Annotated in this window: 14 protein-coding genes; 6 read left to right on the top strand and 8 right to left on the bottom strand. The window is 73.3% G+C overall.

Features of this window, described 5'->3' with window-relative positions; translation table 11 throughout:
- Window positions 1–39 precede the first annotated feature (39 nt).
- The 3 genes from IEX22_RS09275 to IEX22_RS09265 all read left to right on the top strand — a co-directional run bounded on the left by IEX22_RS09275 (window position 40) and on the right by IEX22_RS09265 (window position 5,643).
- Window positions 40–1,155: an MIP/aquaporin family protein gene (locus tag IEX22_RS09275; RefSeq protein WP_188668063.1), complete on the top strand. Its 1,116-nt coding sequence runs from the start codon at window positions 40–42 to the stop codon at window positions 1,153–1,155.
- Window positions 1,156–1,255: 100 nt separating this feature from the next.
- Window positions 1,256–2,485 carry an exonuclease SbcCD subunit D gene (locus tag IEX22_RS09270; protein WP_188668062.1) on the top strand — a complete coding sequence of 410 codons (1,230 nt, stop codon included), beginning with the start codon at window positions 1,256–1,258 and terminating at the stop codon, window positions 2,483–2,485.
- A complete protein-coding gene (locus IEX22_RS09265; RefSeq protein ID WP_188668061.1) occupies window positions 2,482–5,643 on the top strand; it encodes an AAA family ATPase in 3,162 nt (1,053 codons plus the stop codon). The genes IEX22_RS09270 and IEX22_RS09265 overlap by 4 nt, the downstream gene beginning before the upstream one ends.
- A gap of 154 nt (window positions 5,644–5,797) precedes the next feature.
- Here IEX22_RS09265 and IEX22_RS09260 read toward each other — a convergent pair whose 3' ends face one another.
- Both IEX22_RS09260 and IEX22_RS09255 read right to left on the bottom strand, forming a co-directional pair.
- The gene (locus IEX22_RS09260) at window positions 5,798–6,556 is read right to left on the bottom strand and encodes an IclR family transcriptional regulator (RefSeq protein ID WP_188668060.1); all 759 of its coding nucleotides are present in this window, start codon (window positions 6,554–6,556) and stop codon (window positions 5,798–5,800) included.
- Between the two features lie 62 nt (window positions 6,557–6,618).
- Window positions 6,619–7,335 (bottom strand): phosphoribosyltransferase, encoded by a 717-nt coding sequence (locus tag IEX22_RS09255; protein ID WP_229659907.1) that lies wholly within the window; start codon window positions 7,333–7,335, stop codon window positions 6,619–6,621.
- A gap of 155 nt (window positions 7,336–7,490) precedes the next feature.
- Between IEX22_RS09255 and IEX22_RS09250 the strand changes: the two genes are divergently transcribed.
- The 3 genes from IEX22_RS09250 (at window position 7,491) to IEX22_RS09240 (ending at window position 11,340) form a co-directional block, all read left to right on the top strand.
- Entirely contained in the window at window positions 7,491–8,894 is a 1,404-nt protein-coding gene (locus IEX22_RS09250) for an MFS transporter (protein WP_188668059.1), read from the top strand.
- A gap of 161 nt (window positions 8,895–9,055) precedes the next feature.
- Complete coding sequence (locus IEX22_RS09245; protein WP_188668058.1) at window positions 9,056–10,531, top strand: MFS transporter; 1,476 nt, start codon at window positions 9,056–9,058, stop codon at window positions 10,529–10,531.
- A gap of 23 nt (window positions 10,532–10,554) precedes the next feature.
- Window positions 10,555–11,340 carry an alpha/beta fold hydrolase gene (locus tag IEX22_RS09240; protein ID WP_188668057.1) on the top strand — a complete coding sequence of 262 codons (786 nt, stop codon included), beginning with the start codon at window positions 10,555–10,557 and terminating at the stop codon, window positions 11,338–11,340.
- Between the two features lie 43 nt (window positions 11,341–11,383).
- On the opposite strand, the gene IEX22_RS09235 is transcribed toward IEX22_RS09240, so the two are convergent.
- From IEX22_RS09235 to IEX22_RS09210, 6 genes are all read right to left on the bottom strand, one after another.
- Window positions 11,384–12,163, bottom strand: a complete 780-nt coding sequence (locus tag IEX22_RS09235) for an HpcH/HpaI aldolase family protein (RefSeq protein ID WP_188668056.1) — start codon at window positions 12,161–12,163, stop codon at window positions 11,384–11,386.
- Window positions 12,148–12,948 carry a fumarylacetoacetate hydrolase family protein gene (locus tag IEX22_RS09230; protein ID WP_188668055.1) on the bottom strand — a complete coding sequence of 267 codons (801 nt, stop codon included), beginning with the start codon at window positions 12,946–12,948 and terminating at the stop codon, window positions 12,148–12,150. Before IEX22_RS09230 ends, IEX22_RS09235 begins: the two co-directional genes overlap by 16 nt.
- Window positions 12,948–14,066 carry a 3,4-dihydroxyphenylacetate 2,3-dioxygenase gene (hpaD, locus tag IEX22_RS09225; RefSeq protein WP_188668054.1) on the bottom strand — a complete coding sequence of 373 codons (1,119 nt, stop codon included), beginning with the start codon at window positions 14,064–14,066 and terminating at the stop codon, window positions 12,948–12,950. Before hpaD ends, IEX22_RS09230 begins: the two co-directional genes overlap by 1 nt.
- Before the next feature lie 39 nt (window positions 14,067–14,105).
- Entirely contained in the window at window positions 14,106–15,635 is a 1,530-nt protein-coding gene (gene hpaE / locus IEX22_RS09220; protein ID WP_188668053.1) for a 5-carboxymethyl-2-hydroxymuconate semialdehyde dehydrogenase, read from the bottom strand.
- A 64-nt stretch (window positions 15,636–15,699) separates the two neighbouring features.
- On the bottom strand, window positions 15,700–16,356 hold the full coding sequence (locus IEX22_RS09215) for a GntR family transcriptional regulator (protein WP_188668052.1): 657 nt from the start codon (window positions 16,354–16,356) through the stop codon (window positions 15,700–15,702).
- Between the two features lie 5 nt (window positions 16,357–16,361).
- On the bottom strand, window positions 16,362–17,897 hold the full coding sequence (locus IEX22_RS09210; RefSeq protein ID WP_188668051.1) for a fumarylacetoacetate hydrolase family protein: 1,536 nt from the start codon (window positions 17,895–17,897) through the stop codon (window positions 16,362–16,364).
- Window positions 17,898–18,179 lie beyond the last annotated feature (282 nt).

Genomic DNA, 18,179 nt, shown 5'->3' with positions numbered 1-18,179 from the left:
GACGCCGGTGCCGCGACCCACGACGAAATCGAGGACTGCATGGCTGCCGATCCTGGCCGCACCCCCCTGCCCGCCGACCATCCCGACCGGGTGGCCGGGACCGACGCCGACGGCGCCGTCACCGCCCCGACGGGGGCCCACCGCCCGACCGCCGTCGCCGCCGCCCGGGTGGGCGATCTCGCCTCCCCGGTTCCCGCGGCCGCGACCAAGGAGGGACTGGACCCGGAGGCGCTGGAGCGCGGCGCCGGTCCGTGGGCCCGTGCCGGCGCCGAGGCCATCGGCACCTTCCTGGTGATCTTCGGCGGCCTGGGCGCCGTGCTGGCCGGGCTGCTGGTGCAGAGCGGCGGCGTCCCCGGTCCCGTCGCCATCGGCCTGGCCATGACCGTCGGCGTCCTCGCCTTCGGCCACGTCAGCGGCGGTCACTTCAACCCCGCCCTGACGCTCGGCGCGGCCATCGCCGGCCGCACCCGCTGGGCCCACACGCCGTTCTACCTGCTCGGCCAGCTGGTCGGCGGGTTCGCCGCCGCCGGACTGCTGTACCTCGTGCTGCGGCCGCATCCGCAGCTGGGCGGCACCCTGGCGAACGTGTTCACCGCGCTCTCCAACGGCTACGACAGCCACTCGCCGACGCAGTTCCCGCTCACCAGCGTGCTGCTCGTCGAGGCCATCGGCACGGCGCTCTTCGTGGCCGCCGTCCTCGGCGCCACGACCCGACGCGCCAACAACCTGCTGGCCGCCCTCGCCGCCGGCTTCGCGCTCACCGTCGTGCTGGCGGTCACCGCGCCGATCTCCAACGGCGGCATCAACCCGGTCCGGGCCACGGTCTCCGCGCTCTTCGCCGAGGGCTGGGCCGTGCAGCAGCTCTGGGTCTTCTGGGCGGCGCCGCTGCTCGGCGGCCTGCTCGCCGGTCTGGTCTTCCGCAGCTTCCTGCCGGTCGTCCCGCGGGACGCGGGCGCGGCCGGCGGCGCCGCTCCGGGCGCGACCGACGACGCCGACACGCTCGCGGGCGAGCGGGCTGCGGGCACGCCGCGCACCGTGACCGTGCGGCGCGACGCGGACGACGCCGACCGCGGCACCACCGGCCCCACTGCGGACCGGCCGACGTCGGACCACGAGGTGCGCGACTTCTTCGACCACCGCGGCGGGGAGCGCTGACGTCCCGCCACCGGCCCGCCGATGCCCTGCCGTGCCCCGGGAGACCGGGGTCGCGGCGGGGCATCGCGGTTCTGTCGGTGGGCGGATCCATGATGGAAGCATGAAGATCCTCCACACCTCGGACTGGCACCTGGGCCGGTCGTTCCACGGTGTCGGGATGCTGGCCGACCAGCGGCGTGTCATCGACCAGCTGGTCGAGACCGTGCACCGGGACGGGGTCCGGGCGGTGTTGATCAGCGGCGACGTCTACGACCGGGCGCTGCCGTCCGTCGAGGTCGTCCAGCTCTTCTCCGACGCGCTGGACCGGCTCACCGCCGCCGGCGCCGAGGTCATCCTCTCGTCCGGCAATCACGACTCGCCGATCCGGCTCGGCTTCGCCGACCGGGTGCTCGAACGCGGCGGCGTGCACGTGCGCACGGGGCTGGACGCGTTGACCGACCCGGTGCGGCTGAGCGAGCCCGACGGCACCGACGTCGCGGTCTACGCCGTGCCCTATCTCGAGCCCCGGCTCGTCGCGGACCGGCTCGGCGTCCAGCGGCCCGGCCACCCCGCGGTGATGACCGCCGCGCTGCGGGTCGTGCGCCAGCACCTCGCCGGTCTGACGCCGGCGGCCGGGAGCGAGGCGGACGACACGACGCCGGTGGAGGACGGTGCCCTGTTCCCGGCCGCCGCCACCTCCCGCGTGCGCTCGATCCTGATGGCCCACGCCTTCGTCGCCGGAGCGGAGGAGTCGGACAGCGAGCGGGAGCTCGCCAGCGGCGGTCTCGGCCAGATCCCCGTCCCGGTGTTCGACGGGTTCGACTACGTGGCGCTGGGGCACCTGCACGGCCGGCAGAAGCTGCGCGAGCACGTGCGCTACAGCGGCTCGCCGCTGCCGTACTCCTTCTCCGAGGCGCGGCAGGCCAAGGGCGGCTGGCTGGTCGACGTCGGCCCCGACGGGGTCCGGGGCATCGACCCGGTCACCGCGGAGCTCGGCCGGCCCCTCGCCCTGCTCCGGGGAACCCTGGAGGACCTGCTCGCGGACCCGGCGCACGCCGCCGCCGAGGACGCTTGGTGCCAGGTCACCCTCACCGACCCGACCCGGCCCCTGATGGCGATGGACCGGCTGCGGGAGCGCTTCCCGCACACCCTCGTGCTGCAGTTCGACCCGCAGGGCGCCGCTCCCCGGGAACGGTCCACCTACAGTTCCCGGGTCGCCGGTGCCGCCGACGACCTCGAGATCGCGGCCGGGTTCCTCGACCACGTCCGCTCCCGGCCGCCGTCGGACGCCGAGCGGGAGGCCCTCGCCGCCGCCCTGGACGCCATTTCCCCGGCGGAGGCCGCCCGATGAGGATCCACGCCCTCGACGTCGAGGCCTTCGGGCCCTTCGCCACCGCCCAGCACATCGACATGGACGCCCTGTCCGAGCAGGGCCTGTTCCTGCTCAACGGTCCCACCGGGGCGGGCAAGACGAGCGTGCTCGACGCGATCTGCTTCGCCCTCTACGGTTCGGTTCCCGGCGAGCGGCAGAACGCGCGCAACCTGCGCAGCGACCACGCCGCCCCGGAGGCCGCGCCCTCGGTCAGCCTCGACTTCACCGCGGGCGGCCGGCGCCTGCGCGTCACCCGCGCGCCGGCCTGGGAGCGGCCGGCACGCCGTGGCGCGGCCCGGCTGGTGCCGGAGAACGCCAGGGTCAGCCTCGAGGTGTTCGAGGACGGCGCCTGGCAGCCGCGCAGCACCCGGGCCGACGAGGTCGGTGCCGAGGTGCTCGACACCCTCGGCATGACGAAGGACCAGTTCACGCGCGTGGTGATGCTGCCGCAGGGCGAGTTCGCCCGGTTCCTGCAGGCCCGCCCCGCCGAGCGCGAGGACCTGCTGGAGAAGCTCTTCGGCACGGACCGGTACGGCGACCTCGAGCAGCGCCTCGCGCAGGACGCGCTCGACGCCGAGGCCCGGGTGGGCCAGGACGAGACCCGGCTGGAGCTGCTCGGCCGGCAGGGGTGGGATCTGTGGACCGATCTGCCGCTCCCGCTGCCGGCCGACCGGCACGGGGCGGACCTCGACCCCCAGGCCGATCTGGACGATGATGCGTCCGGCGAGGCGGGCGAACCGACCGGTGGGGCGCACGAGCGGGCGAGCACGGTGGAGGACGAGGAGCGCTCCCTGGCCGACCTGCGGGACACCGTCGACGCGTCCCGGGCCACGGCGGCCGACGCGCTCGCGCTGCGGCGGGCCGAACTCGCCGGCCTCGAGCGTGCGGGCGCCGAGGCCGCCGAGCGGTTCGACCGGCACCGCTGCCTCGCCGACGCGCGTGGGGACCGGGCGGCCATCAAGGCCGAGAGCGACGAGGCCGACGCCCGTCGGTCCCGGCTGGACGCCCACCACCGGGCGACCGCTGTCAGCGGTCAACTCGCCGCGCTGGATCGCGCCGAGCGGCAGCTCGCCGCCGCCGAGCGGGCCGAGGCGGCAGCCGCGCGTGTCGCCCGCTCCGCCGGCGACCTGTCCGACGAGTCGGCCGGCGCGGCGGAGGCTCCGACGCAGCCGGCGGCCGACGCGACGGCCGCCGTGCTGAGCCGGGTCGAGGCGGCCCTGACGGCGAGGCGGTCCGACGCCGCCGTGCTCGAGGCCCGCCTGCCCCTGGAGGACGACCTCGTGGCCGTTCGCGGCGCCGGCGAGGCCCTCGCCGCCGAGGTGGACCGGCTGCGCGCCGAGGCCGCCGACCAGGAGGCCACCGCCACGGCCGCCGAGGCCCGGGTCACCGAGCTCGCCGCTCGGCTGGAGGCGACCCGGGCGCTCGCCGTCCAGCAGCCGGACCGCGCCGCCGCGGTCGAGCGCGCCTCCGCCGTGCGGGACGCCGCGACCCGGCTGCGCACGGAGCGCACCGCGGCCGAGACGGTCGAACGGGCGGCGCTGTCCGCCCGTGCCGAGGCCCAGGACGCCCGGCAGGCCTGGTTGGACATCGTCGAGCGCCGGCTCGAGCACGCCGCGGCCGAGCTGGCGGGCCGCCTCGCCGCCGGGGAGCAGTGTCCCGTCTGCGGTTCGCGGGAACACCCCGAGCCTGCGGGCGACGACGCCGCCGTCGTGCCCACCGAGGCGGAGCAGCAGTCCGCGCGCGGCCGGCTGGACCAGGCCGAGGCGACGGCCGGGCGCGCCCAGTCCGTCGCCGGGGACGTCGCACGGCGGATCGCCGCCCTGGAGGCGGTGGCCGGCGGGGTCGACGTGGCCGACGCCGTCGAGGCGCACGACGCCGCCCGCCGTGCCGCCGACGACGCCGAGGCGGCCCGGGACGAGGCGCACCGCCAGGATGCCGAACTGGCGCGCGTCAGGGCCCGAGGGGAGACCGCCCGGCAGGCCGGCCAGCGCGCCCGCGCCGAGCTCGGTGCCGTCACCGCGCGGCTGGAGGACGCCTGGGCCCGCTCCGAGCACCTGGACGCCCAGCTGGCGGCGGCGCGCGCCGGCTATCCCACGCTGGCTGACCGGCTCGCGGACCTGACGGCCCGGTGCGACCGGCTGGCCCGCTGGCGCGACGCCCTCGCGGCCCGCGACACCGCCGCGCGAGCCCACGCCGACGCCGCGACCGCCCTGCACGACGCCCTGGCCGAGCACGGTCTGGCCACGGAGGAGGCGGCCCGGTCGGCCCTGCTGACGGACGGCGACGCCGACGCCCTGCGCACCGCGATCGCTGCGTACCAGCGCCGGTCGGACCGCGCCGACGAGGCGATGGCGAGCGCGGCGGCCACCGCCGCCCTGGCGGAGGAGGCCGCCGGTGTGGCTCCGCCGACGTCCGAGGAACTCGCGCGCGTGCGAGCCGGTATCGACGCCGCCCGCGCCGCCGTCGCGGACGCCGAGGTGCGGCTGCGACTGCTCGACCGAGGGCACGACCGGCTCTGCGCCCTGGTGGAGCAGGAGGCCGAGCTGCTCGCCGCTGTCGGCCCCGAGCGGGAACGGGCGCGGATGCTGCGCTCCCTGGCGGACACCACGCGTGGGCTGGGGGAGAACGCCTACCGGATGACCCTCACCTCCTACGTGCTCGCGGCCCGGCTCGAACAGGTGGCCGCCGCGGCGAGCGAGCGGCTGCTGACCATGAGCAGCGGGCGGTACACGCTGGACCACAGCGACGCGCGGGTCAAGGGCAACGCCAAGTCCGGCCTGTCGCTGGTGGTGCAGGACGGGTGGACCGGCATCGGCCGGGAGACGAGCACCCTTTCCGGCGGCGAGGCGTTCATGGCCTCGCTGGCGCTCGCGCTCGGCCTGGCCGACGTGGTGCAGCAGGAGGCGGGCGGCCTGGACATCGACACCCTGTTCGTGGACGAGGGGTTCGGCTCGCTGGACGAGGCGTCGCTCGACGACGTGATGGAGGCGCTCGAGGGTCTGCGGGACCGGGGCCGCGTGGTCGGCGTCGTCAGCCATGTCGCCGACCTCAAGCACCGCATCCCGGTGCAGCTCGACGTGGTCAAGCAGCGCAACGGCTCCCGGGTTGCCGTCCGGGTGGCCGCGCCGGCGGCCTGACCCGGCCGTAGCGACGACCCCGGGGGCCACCAGCCCGTCGACGAGTCAGGTCGACGAGTCAGGTCGGGCCGGCTGGTCGGGCCGGCTGGTCGGGCCGGCTGGTCGGGTCGGCTGGTCGGGTCGGCTGGTCGGGTCGGCCGGTCGGGTCGGCCGGTCAGGCCAGCTGGTCGGCGATGCGGCCCGCGGCGTCCACCAGGCGCCGGCCGATCTGCGCCGTGTCGTCCCGTTCGCCCAGGTAGAGCACCGCCAACGCGGCCGGGGCCTGCCCGTGCCGGCGGATCGGTGCGGCGATCGCCCCCACGTCGGGGATCACCTCGTCGTGGCTCACGGCGTAGCCGAGCTCCCGGGCGCGCAGGGCCTCCCGGCGGTAGGGCGACGTCGGGTCGACCGTGCGCCACTGCTCCTCGCTGATGGCCGACTGGATGGCGATGCCGGGAGCGCCCACCGAGAACGAGTGGCGGGTACCGGGCCGCAACGTCGCGCTGCGCGCATTCGGTTCGACCGTCACCAGCGTCACGCAGTCGGCGTGGTCCCACACCGCGATGAACGCCGTCAGTCCCAGATCCGAGGACAGCTCGGTGAGCACGGGCAGACTCGCCGACTGCAGGGACCGGGCGACCGAGCGCGCGAGCATCGCCAGCCCGGGGCCGGACATCAGCTTGCCGGCGTCGTCGCGGACGACCAGCGAATGGTCCTCCAGCGTCCGCAGGATCCGGTAGGCGATGGACCGGTGCACCCCCAGCGCGGCCGAGACCTCGGCGATCGACATCGGGGCGTCGGCGTCCGCGAGGATCTCGAGCATCGTGATGCCGCGCGAGAGCGTCTGCGCATGCGAGCCACCGGCGGCCGATCGGCCCCCCGCCGTCCCGGCGGCGCCGCCGTCCGCCTCGTCGTCGTGCACGGGTGATCCCATTCGCGGGCTCTCCTTCGTCGGGCCGTCGTGTCGGCTGCCGCGGGAGCGACCGTCGTGTTCGATTATAGAACGGTTGCCCCGTCCGCCGGTCCGTGCCGACCCTCGGCCAGCGCGTCCAGCACCTCGGCGTCGGTGCACTGCGGGAAGGTGCGGTAGTACGCGCCGACGGCATGGAAGTCGTGCGGGCTGTGCAGGCAGAGGACCGCATCGGCAGCGGTGCGCAGCCGGCGGATCGCGGCCGGGGAGCCCACGGGCACGGCGACGACGACGCGCACCGCGCCGGCCGCACGGACGGCATCGACCGCGGCGAGCATGGTCGCGCCGGTCGCGATCCCGTCGTCGCACAGCACCACCGGCCTGCCGGCCACGGGCCGCGACGCCGCGAGGAACACGTCCTGCTGTCGGGCCAGCGCCGCGGCCTCCCGGGCGACGACCTCGTCCAGCCGGGTGCCGGGGACACCGGACGCAAGCAGCCGGTCCACCAGGGCGGCATCGGTCGTGCGGGCCCGGTGGCCGGCGCAGGACGCCAGGGCCCCGAACGCCACCTCGGCGTGCCCGGGCACCCCGAGCTTCCGGGTGGCCACCGCGTCGAGCGGCAGCCCGAGGTCGGCCGCCGCGGTGGCCGCGACCGGGACACCGCCACGGCACAGCCCGAGGACGATGGTGGCGGGGCTGATCGTCGCGGGCCCCGATCCCTCCGCCAGCGCGACGGCGAGGCGGTGCCCGGCGTCGGCTCGATCGGCCAGTGCGAATCCGGCCCTGCCGCGGAACGCCTCCACGCCTCCAGTATCCGCCCGCGCGTCATTGTGTCCCGGATCACGTTCGTTACGGTACGATGAGCGCACTGACTGACCGTTCAGTCACTATCTCGCATTCTCACGAGTCGCCGCGGGCGCCACCGTTCGGTCCCGCGGCCGGGCACAACGGAGTAGCCATGACCACTGTCAACAGCAGCGCCCCGGCGCATCGGACCGGGGGCACCGCGGAGGAGCGGCGCGTCCTCGGGGCGACCCTGGTCGGCACCACCATCGAGTGGTACGACTTCTTCATCTACGCCCAGGCGACCGCGGTGGTGCTCACCCCGCTGTTCCTGGCGCCGCTCAACGCCTCCAACCCCGCGCTGGCGCAGATCGTCGCCTTCGCCACCATCGGCATCTCGTTCCTGTTCCGGCCGCTCGGCGCGATCGTCGCCGGGCACCTGGGCGACAAGCTCGGCCGCAAGCAGATGCTCGTCTTCACCCTGTTCATGATGGGCGCGGCCACCGCCCTCATCGGCGTGCTGCCGACCTACAGCCAGATCGGCGTCGCGGCGCCCATCCTGCTTATCCTGCTGCGGGTGCTGCAGGGCTTCTCGGCCGGCGGCGAATGGGGCGGTGCGGCGCTGATGAGCGTCGAGCACGCCCCCGTGAACAAGCGCGGCCTGTTCGGCGCCTACCCGCAGATCGGCGTCCCGATCGGCATGATCCTGGCCACCGGCGTGCTGTGGATCCTCACCACCACGATGGGTCCGGCGTTCAACGAGTGGGGCTGGCGCCTGCCGTTCCTGTTCTCCATCGTGCTCATCGGTGTCGGCTACTTCGTCCGCCGCGCGGTCGAGGAGAGCCCGGTGTTCAAGGAGATGGCGCTGCGCCGCAAGGAGTCCTCCGCGCCGTTGGGCCAGCTCTTCAAGCACCACACCAAGGAGGTCATCCTCACCGCGCTGATCTTCCTGGCCAACAACGCGGCGGGCTACCTCCTGATCGCGTTCTTCATCTCCTACGGCGGCAGCGTGCTGAAGCTGCCGCGGCCCGACCTGCTGCTGGTCACCACGCTCGGCGCCTTCGGCTGGCTCATCTTCACCTTCGTCGGCGGCGGACTGTCGGACCGGATCGGCCGGGTGCGCACCTTTCAGATCGGCTACATCGGCCTGGTGATCTGGGCCGTGCCGATGTGGTTCCTGATCGACAGCCGGAACCTGTTCCTGTTCTTCATCGCCGTCTTCGTCCTCACCGTCTTCCTCGGCCTCTCCTACGGGCCGCAGGCGGCGCTGTACGCGGAGATGTTCCCGGCGAAGGTCCGGTACTCCGGTGTCTCGATCGGCTACGCGCTGGGCTCGATCCTCGGCGGCGCGTTCGCCCCGACCATCGCGCAGGCCCTGCTGGAGAACTACAAGTCGACCATCCCGATCGGCGTCTACATCGCCGTCGCTGCCGTCATCTCACTGATCGCGGTGTCCCTGGTGAAGGATCCGAAGGGCGTGGATCTGCACGTCAAGGAGGTGCACGACGAGTACCTCGCCGAGCACCCCGAGATCCGCGAGGATCTGGGTGTCGCCGGGGAGGTCGACACGACCCGCTGACCCCGCTCGCGCCGAGCGCGCAGCTCCCCTCCTGACGCCGGCTCGTCCCGCGCCGCCGCCTCGGCCGCGCGGGACGAGCCGGCGTCGTGTCCGGAGGGGTTAGCCTGTGCAGGGCGGGTAGAAGGACAGCCTGCTGTTGACCTGGGAGAGGCGCCGTCGACATGGCCAGCGAGACCGGAACCGCACGGCAGCAGCGCGAGGCGGGGGAGGATCCGGCGCGCTGGCGCATCCTGACCGTGCTGCTGGTGGCCATCTTCATGTCGCTGGTCAGCGTCAGCAGCGTCAACGTCGCCCTGCCGTCCATCCAGTCCGGCCTCGGCGCGTCGGCGTCCGCGCTGCAGTGGGTCCTCTCCGGCTACGCGCTGACCTTCGGCGTCGTACTGGTGGCGGCCGGCCGGGCGGGGGACATCGTCGGCCGCGGCCCGCTGTTCATCGCCGGCGTGGCCGTCTTCACCCTGTCCTCGATCGCGGCCGGTCTGGCGGCGGACCCCACGATGCTCGTCGTCGCCCGCTTCATCCAGGGCATCGGCTCCGGCCTGCTCAACCCCCAGGGCGTCGGAATGATCCAGCAGTACTTCCGTGGGGCCGAGCGGGGTCGGGCGTTCGGCGCCTTCGGCAGCGCCGTCGGCGTCTCCGTCGGGGTCGGCCCGCTGCTGGGTGGCCTGCTCATCCACCTCGGCGGCGCGCACGAGGGCTGGCGGTGGATCTTCTTCATCAACGTCCCGGTCGGCATCCTCGCGATCGTGCTCGCCTACCTCTGGTTCCCGAAGCCGCTCGTCGTCCGCTCGCGGGAGCGGACCGTCGGCGGACTCGTGCGCGACCTCGATCCCGTCGGTGCGCTGCTGCTCGGCCTGGCCATCTTCGCGATCCTGCTGCCCTTCATGGAGGCCCGCGCGGAGGTCTCCGGCTGGCTGTGGGCGCTGTTGCCCGTCGGCGTCGCGCTCGCCGCGGGCTGGATCGCGTGGGAGCGGATCTACCGGCGGCGCGGACGCAGCCCGATGGTGGACCTGCGGATCTTCCGCACCGGCAGCTTCTCCCGCGGCACCGGCCTGATCGGGCTGTACTTCCTCGGCGTGACGAGCGTGTGGGTGCTGATCGCCCTCTACTTCCAGGAGGGACTCGGCCACTCGCCGCTGGAGAGCGGCATGATCGGCCTGCCCAACGCCGTCGCCTCCGCCCTGTCCGCCACGTGGGCGGGCCGGCGGGTGCTGCGCCTGGGCCGCCGGCTCGTGCTCGGGGGCATGCTCAGCGTGCTGCTCGGACTGGGGCTCAGCGTGCTCGTGATCGAGCTGCACGGCCAGGGCCTGGTCAGTGAGTGGTGGCTGCTGCTGTCGCTCGCGTTCGTGGGCCTGGGGCAGGGCGCGGTGGTCAGCCCCAACCAGACGCTCACGCTCGCCGAGGTGCCGCTCGAGTACGCCGGCAGCGCCGGGGGGATCATGCAGACCGGCCAGCGGGTGGGGACCTCCGTCGGCATCGCGGTCATCACCGCCGCCGCGTTCACCGTGCTCTCCTCCGGTGGCTGGGCGAACGCGATCTCGGTGGGCTTCGGCCTGGTCGCCCTCGTGCTGCTGGTCGCCCTCGGGGTCGGCCTGGTGGATGAGCGCTCCCGCCGTCGCGGGGACGCCGCCGCACGCTGACGGGGGCTGGGTACGGTAGCCGGATGAGCCGCATCGTGAACCCCGCCGACGAGACCGCGATCGCCTACGACGTCACGGGGCAGGGGCCCGCGGTGGTCCTGCTGCACGGCTCGGCCCTGTCCAAGGCGATCTGGCGTGGCCTCGGGTATGTCAGGGCGCTCGCCGGCTACACCGTGGTGCGGATCGACCTGCGCGGGCACGGCCGCAGCGGCAAGCCGGCGGACGTCGAGGCGTACCGGATGCCACGACACACGAGCGACATGCTCGCCGTGCTCGACGCCGAGGGCATCGCGGCGGCGCACTGGGTCGGGTACTCGCTCGGCGCCCGGGTTGGCTTCGCGGTCGCCGCGGAGCACCCCGACCGCGCCATCAGCCTGACGACGCTCGGCGGGTCGCACCGCCCGCAGGCCGGCCAGGTCGAGGCGCTCTTCTTCCCCGGCTACCTGGAGGCGCTGCGCACCGGTCGGATCGAGGCGTTCGTCGAGGGCTTCGAGGCCGCGAGCGGGTCCCTGGACCCGGTCACCCGGCAGGCCTTCCTCGCCAACGACGCGACCGCCCTGGCCGCCTGCTTCACGGGCACCGAGGAGGACGCGGGGCTGCCGGAGTCGAGACTGACGACGCTGACGCTGCCGGCGCTGCTGATGGCGGGCACCCGGGACGCGAAGCGTCTGGCCGACGCCCGCCGCGCCGCCGAGCTGATGCCGCACGCGCGCGCCGTCGAGCTGACCGGACGGACCCACGGCACCACCCTGGTCCCGCCGGGGCCGGTACTCGACGAACTGCTGCCGTTCCTGGCCGCAGCGAGTTGACGGGCGGTCGCCGGCTCTGCACGCCCTGGTCAGCACGCCCTGGTCAGCGCAGGACGCCGGCCAGCCCCTCGCTGCCCCGGGCGAGCAGGGTGACGTCCGCGCCGACGGAGACGAACGCGACACCGCCCTGCGCGTACGCCCGCGCCCGGTCCGGGTTGAACGCATTGATGCCCACCGGCTTGCCCGCGTCCTTCGCGGCCCGCACGCAGGCCTCGACGGCGGCGAGGACGTCGGGGTGCTCCTGCTGCCCGAGCGGCCCGAGCGAGGCGGCCAGGTCGGAGGGCCCGATGAAGATCGCGTCCACGCCGTCCACGGCGAGGATCTCCTCGACGTTCTCCACCGCGGCCCCGGTCTCGATCTGCACCGTCAGGCTCACCGTGCCGGACGCGCGCGCCAGGTAGTCCGGGATGCGGCCCCAGCGGGAGGAGCGGCCCAGCGCCGCGCCGACCCCCCGGATCCCGGAGCCGGGGTACCGGATCGCGGCCACGGCGGCGGCGGCCGCCTCGGCGGTGTCGACCATCGGCACCAGCAGGTTCTGCGCCCCGGCGTCGAGGTACTGCTTGATCTGCACCGGGTCGTTCCACGGCACCCGCACCACGGAGACGACGTCGTACGCGGCGACAGCCTGCAGCTGCGCCAGCGTCGAGGTCAGGGTGTTGGGCCCGTGCTCGACGTCGATCAGCAGCCAGTCCACGCCGGAGCCCGCGCAGACCTCGGCGACCAGGGCCGAGCCCGAGCACACCCACATGCCCACCAGCGGGCGCTCGGCCGCGGCGAGTGCGGCCGCGAGCGTCGGTCGCGGTTCCTCTACACGAATCGGCATGTCACGGTCCCCAGTTCTCGGTAGTCGGCGAACACGGCGTCGCCCTGGTACACCCACATCGGCCGGGTGAAGGAGCCGGCGAGGATCAGCTGCCCGGCCCGCAGCCGCTGCCCGTGGGCGGCGAGCTTGGTGGCGAGCCACACGACGCCCGACGCCGGGTGGCCGAGGACGCCGGCCGCGACACCGGTCTCCTCGATCCCGGCGTTGCGGTACAGCAGCGCGGACACCCAGCGCAGGTCGACGTCGCCGACCGTCACGGGGCGGCCGCCGATCACCATGGCGCCCATGGCCGCGTTGTCGGCGATGGTGTCCACGATGGTGCGGCCGGACATCTCGATCCGGGAGTCGAGGATCTCCAGCGCCGGCACCACGTACTCGGTGGCGGCGAGGACGTCGAAGATCGTCACCGGGGGAGCCGCGGGATCGTCGCTGCCGAGGTCCCGTCCCAGCCGGAACGCCAGCTCCACCTCGACGCGGGGGTGCGTGTACCGGTCCCAGGGGATCTCCACGCCGCTGTCGAGGACCATGTCGTCGTGGATGACGCCGTAGTCGGGCTCGGTGATGCCGGTCGCGGCCTGCATCGCCTTCGAGGTGAGCCCGATCTTCCGGCCCACCACCGTCCGGCCGCCCTCCTGCAGGCGGGAGGACCACAGCTGCTGGACGGCGTAGGAGTCCTCCACCTCCATGCCCGGGTGGCGGGTGTGCAGCAGGGGCACCGGCGTGCGGGTGCGTCCGGCCTCGACCAGTTCGTCGGCGATCGCGGCGATCGTCGGTTCGTCGAGCATCAGAGCTGGTTTCCCAGCTTGAAGCCCTTGGCGGCCTCCCCGTGGTAGCTGCCGCCCTCGTCGCCGGCCCGGGTGTAGGAGAACCCGTCGGCGCCGATGGTCACGTCCATCTCGGAGGGGTCCTCCCGGTCCACGACCGGTTTCGCGTTGCCGTCCAGGTCGAGCACGAGGGACGCCTCGGTGTACCAGGACGGGACGACGGGGTTGCCCCACCAGTCGCGGCGCTGGTTGTCGTGCACGTCCCAGCGCACCACCGGGTTGTCCGGGTCGCCCGTGTAGTAGTCCTGCGTGTAGATCTCCACGCGGTGCCCGTCCGGGTCGAGGATGTAGAGGTAGAAGGCATTGGAGACGCCGTGGCGGCCCGGGCCCCGCTCGATCCGGTCCGACATCCGCAACGCGCCCATCTTGTCGCAGATGTAGATGATGTTGTGCTTCTCGTGGGTGGCGAACGCGACGTGATGCATGCGGGGGCCGTTGCCGCCGGTCATGGCGGTGTCGTGGACGGTGGGCTTGCGCCGCATCCAGGCCGCGTACTCGACGCCGTCGGAGTCGGAGATGTCCTCCGTGATCCGGAAGCCGAGGTCCTCCATGTACCGGCAGGCGCGGGGCACGTCGGGGGTCACCTGGTTGAAGTGGTCCAGCCGCACCAGCGCCCCGGCGCCGTACAGGTCGTAGCGCCACGCGAGGCGCTCCACGTGCTCCACCTCGAAGAAGAACTCGTACGGGAAGCCCAGCGGGTCCTCGACGCGCACGCTGTCGCCGATGCCCTTGACGAAACCGTCCGTGCGGCGTTCCGTGCGGCAGCCCAGCTCCTGGTACCAGGCCTCGGCCCGGTCCACGTCCTCGGGGGTGCGGACGCGGTAGGAGAAGGCGGCGACGGCGGCGACCGGACCCTGGCGCAGCACGAGGTTGTGGTGGATGAACTCCTCCATCGTGCGCAGGTAGATGGCGTTCTCGTCCTCCTCGGTCACGATCAGGCCGAGCAGGTCCACGTAGAACGCCCGGGAGGCGGCCAGGTCGGTGACGACCAGCTCCATGTAGGCGCAGCGCAGGATGTCCGGCGCGGGAGCGGTCGGGGTCGGGATGGGGGTGGTGGTGGGACGGGCGTCGGTACTCATCGGGGTTTCTCCTCGTCGAGAAGCGGGATGGGATCGGGATCAGGCGTCGGAGGCGGAGGCGGCGTCCTCGGCCTTGCCGAAGACCGGGTTGTGGACCTCGCCCAGGTTGATGTGGACGGCCTGCTGGTCGGTGTAGAAGTCGATGGAGCGGTAGCCGCCCTCGTGACCGAGGCCCGACGCCTTGACCCCGCCGAACGGGGTGCGCAGGTCACGGACGTTGTTCGAGTTCAGCCAGACCATGCCGGCCTCGACGTCCTGCGCGAAGTTGTGGGCGCGCTTGAGGTCGTTGGTCCAGATGTAGGCGGCCAGGCCGTACTTCGTGTTGTTCGCCAGCGCGAGGGCCTCCTCGTCCGTGTCGAACGGGGTGATGGCGACGACGGGGCCGAAGATCTCCTCCTGGAAGATGCGGGCGTCCGGGGCGACGTCGGCGAAGACGGTCGGGGCGATGAAGTTGCCTTCCGGGAAGCCGTCCGGGCGGCCGCCGCCGGCGGTCAGCCGCGCCTCGGTCTTGCCGATCTCGACGTAGGACATGACCTTCTCGAAGTGCTCCGGGTGGACCAGGGCGCCGACCTCGGTCGCCTTGTCGTGCGGGTAGCCCACCTTGACGCGCTTCGCCTGGGCCGAGTAGCGCTCCACGAACTCGTCGTAGATGCTCCGCTCGACCAGGATCCGGGAGCCGGCGGTGCAGCGCTCGCCGTTGAGGGAGAAGACACCGAAGATGGTGGCGTCGATCGCGGCGTCCAGGTCCGCATCGGCGAAGACGACGGCGGGGGACTTGCCGCCGAGCTCCATCGACAGGCCCTTCAGGTTCGGGGCGGCGTTGGCGAAGATGATCTGCCCGGTGCGGGACTCGCCGGTGAAGGAGATCAGCGGCACGTCGGGGTGCTTGACCAGCGAGTCGCCGGCGAAGCCCTCCTCGCCGAAGCCGTGCACGATGTTGAACACGCCCGCCGGCAGGCCGGCCTCCTCGAAGATGCCCGGCCACAGGGACGCGGAGAGCGGGGTGAACTCGGCCGGCTTGAGCACCACGGTGTTGCCGGTGGCCAGGGCCGGGCCCAGCTTCCAGGACTCGAGCATGAACGGCGTGTTCCACGGCGTGATCAGGCCGGCGACGCCGATCGGCTTGCGGTTGACGTAGTTGGCCTGGCGGCCGGGGACCTTGAAGGCGTCGTCGTGCTGGGCGACGATCAGGTCCGCGAAGAAGCGGAAGTTCTCCGCCGCGCGCCGGGCCTGGCCCAGGGCCTGCGTGATCGGCAGCCCGGTGTCGAAGCACTCCATCTCGGCCAGTTCCTGGCCGCGGGACTCGACGATGTCGGCGATCCGGTGCAGGACGCGGGAGCGCTCGCGGGGCAGCATGCCCGGCCACGGCCCGTTCTCGAACGCCTCCTTGGCGGCGGCGACCGCGGCGGCGACATCGGCGACCTTGCCGGACGCCGCCTTCAGGTACGGCTCGTTGGTGACGGGGTCGAGGACGTCGAACGTGTCGCCGTCGATCGAGTCGACGTGCGCACCGCCGATGTAGTGCTGCAGGAGGGTGGGCAGGTTGTCGGGCTTGGCGTGGCTGGTCACGGGTCTCTCCTTCGAGGGGGTGGATCGGGGAGTCGGTGGGGAGGGCGTCGGTGGGGCGGGGGGGTCAGGCCGCCGCGTGGGCGAGGTAGGCCTCGAGGGTGGCGAGGCGGTGCCGGCGGGCGAGGTGCTCGATCGTCTCGACGTCGTCGCCGGCCTCGAGGGCGTCGAGCAGGGCGTCGTGCTCGTCCACGGAGCTCGCCGCCCGGCCGGGCACGTAGGCGAAGGTCGAGGAGCGCAGGGCGCCGAGCCGGTTCCAGCCGCGGTGCACCAGATCCAGGACGTGCGGGTTGGGGCAGTTCTCGAACAGGATGGCGTGGAACCGCAGGTTCAGCTCGGTGAAGGTGCGGGGGTCGAAGTCGGCCAGCCGTTCGCGCATCTGCCGGTTGACCTCGCGGGCCCGGGCGATGTCCGCCGGCGTCACCAGCGGCGCGCACAGGGCCGTGGCGTACCCCTCGACCAGGGCAAGGGTCTGCATGGTGTAGAGGTACTCGGTCGGGTCGATGCCGGTGACCGTCGCGCCGACGTTGCGTAGATACGTGATCAGCCGCTCGGACTCCAGTCGCCGGATCGCTTCCCGGACCGGGACGACACTCATGTCCAGCTCGTCGGCGAGCCGGGAGAGCACGAGCCGGTATCCGGGCCCGTAGCTCCCCGAGCGGATCTTCTCGAGGACGTACTGGTAGGCGGTCTCGGACTTGCTGGCGTTCTCGGTGGTGACCATGCCGCTCAGAGCTCCCTCGGGTGCTCGGCGGCCCAGGCCTCGTACGTCGCCCGCCAGGCGGCGTTCAGCGGGAAGAGTCCGTCCACGGGATGGCCGGCCTCGACCTGCGCGTAGATGAAGGTCTCCTCGTGCTCCTGCTGCAGGCACTCCTCGACGAGCTCCTCGGCCAGGGCGGGCGGGATGACGAGGATGCCGTCCGCGTCGGCGACGATGATGTCCCCGGGGACCACGGTGGTGCCGCCGCAGGCGACGGCGACGTCCGTGTCCCAGGGCACGTGCTTGCGGCCGAGCACCGCGGGGTGGGCGGTGGCGTAGAAGGTGGGCATGGTCAGCCCGGCGACGACGGCCGCGTCCCGGACGCCGCCGTCGGTGATGATCGCGCCGGCGCCGGCCACCTGGGCGCGCAGGGCGAGGATGTCCCCGAGGGTGCCGGCGCCCTTCTCACCGCGGGCCTCCATGACCAGGACGTCGCCCTCGTGCAGGTCGTCGACGATCCGCTTCTGAGCGTTGTACCCGCCGCCGTGCTCGGTGAACAGGTCCTCGCGGTTGGGGACGTACCGCAGGGTGCGCGCGATGCCGACGACCTTCGCGTCGTCGCGGGTGCACCGCAGCCCGTCGATGGTGACGTTGTTCAGCCCGCGCTTGCGCAGCTGGGAGCTCAACGTCGCGGTGGCGACCGCCTCGAGCTTGCCACGCAGCTCGGGGGAGAGGACCGGTGCGGTCCCGGTGGTCGGCGCCGGCGTTTGCCGTGTCGCTGCCGACGCGGTGTCGCCGGCCCGCCGGGCCTCGTCACTGCGCCAGGCTGCTTCACTGCCGTACGCCTCGATGCGCTGCTCGTCGGTGACCGTCGGCGTGGACCCGTAGGCGGGGTTCGCCTCGACGTCGCCTTCCGTCACGATGCTGAGGAGGCGGCCGGTACTCCGGATGCCGTCGAGGCTGGACACCTCGACCTCGACCCGGTCGCCGGGCTGGGCGACGGAGGAGCCGGCGGGGGTGCCGGTGAGGATGACGTCGCCGGCCTCGAGGGTCAGCCACTGGGAGAGGTCGGCGATCAGCCGGCCGAAGCCGAAGAGCAGCGTCTCCGTCGTGTCGTCCTGCGCGATCGTCCCGTTCACCCAGGTCCGCACCCGCAGGCCGGCCGGGTCGATCTCGGCCGCCGGGATCAGCGCGGGGCCGAGCGCGGTGTACCCGGCGCCGCCCTTGTTCCGCACGTTCGAGCCCTTGTCGGCGGCGCGCATGTCGTACAGGCCCCAGTCGTTGGCGGCGGTGACGTGGGAGACGGCCGCCCAGCCCTGCTCCGGGGTGACGCGATGCACGCGCTCGCCGAGGACGACCGCGACCTCGCCCTCGAAGGCGAGCAGTTCGGTGCCGGCGGGCCGTTCGACGGTCGCGCCGCTGAGGGCCAGCGAGGACGCCGGCTTGAGGAAGTAGGAAGGGTGCTCCGGGGTGCGGCCGCGCTGCGCGCAGCGGCTCGGGTAGTTCAGGTGGACGGCGATGACGGTCCCGATGGTGCCGAGCGTCTCGGCGGTGACGTCCTGCATGCGCTCCTCCTGCGGTCGGCCGGGGACCTGGCTCGCGAATCGAGGTCGACCAGATCAGCGATCAAATCGTATACGATCCAGTCTGGCCGTGAGCGGCGCCACTGTCAACCCCCCCCGGAGCCTCACCGCCAGGTCGTCAATAGATGTTGCATCATGGCGCGATCGGGCCCGGATGCAACATCTATTTGTGGTGTCCAGGGACGTTGTCCCGGTTTAGGGCGGTGAGTCGGGCTGACAAATGAAGGCCTCCGGATGTGAAGTGGAGCTGTCGAGGAACCACTG

Origin of the sequence: Tersicoccus solisilvae (genome assembly GCF_014643255.1) — a bacterium.
In the GTDB taxonomy this organism is placed as follows: Bacteria; Actinomycetota; Actinomycetes; order Actinomycetales; family Micrococcaceae; genus Tersicoccus; species Tersicoccus solisilvae.
The sequence above is the reverse complement of the archived record's forward strand: the minus strand, read 5'-3'. Positions and strand labels throughout refer to the sequence as shown.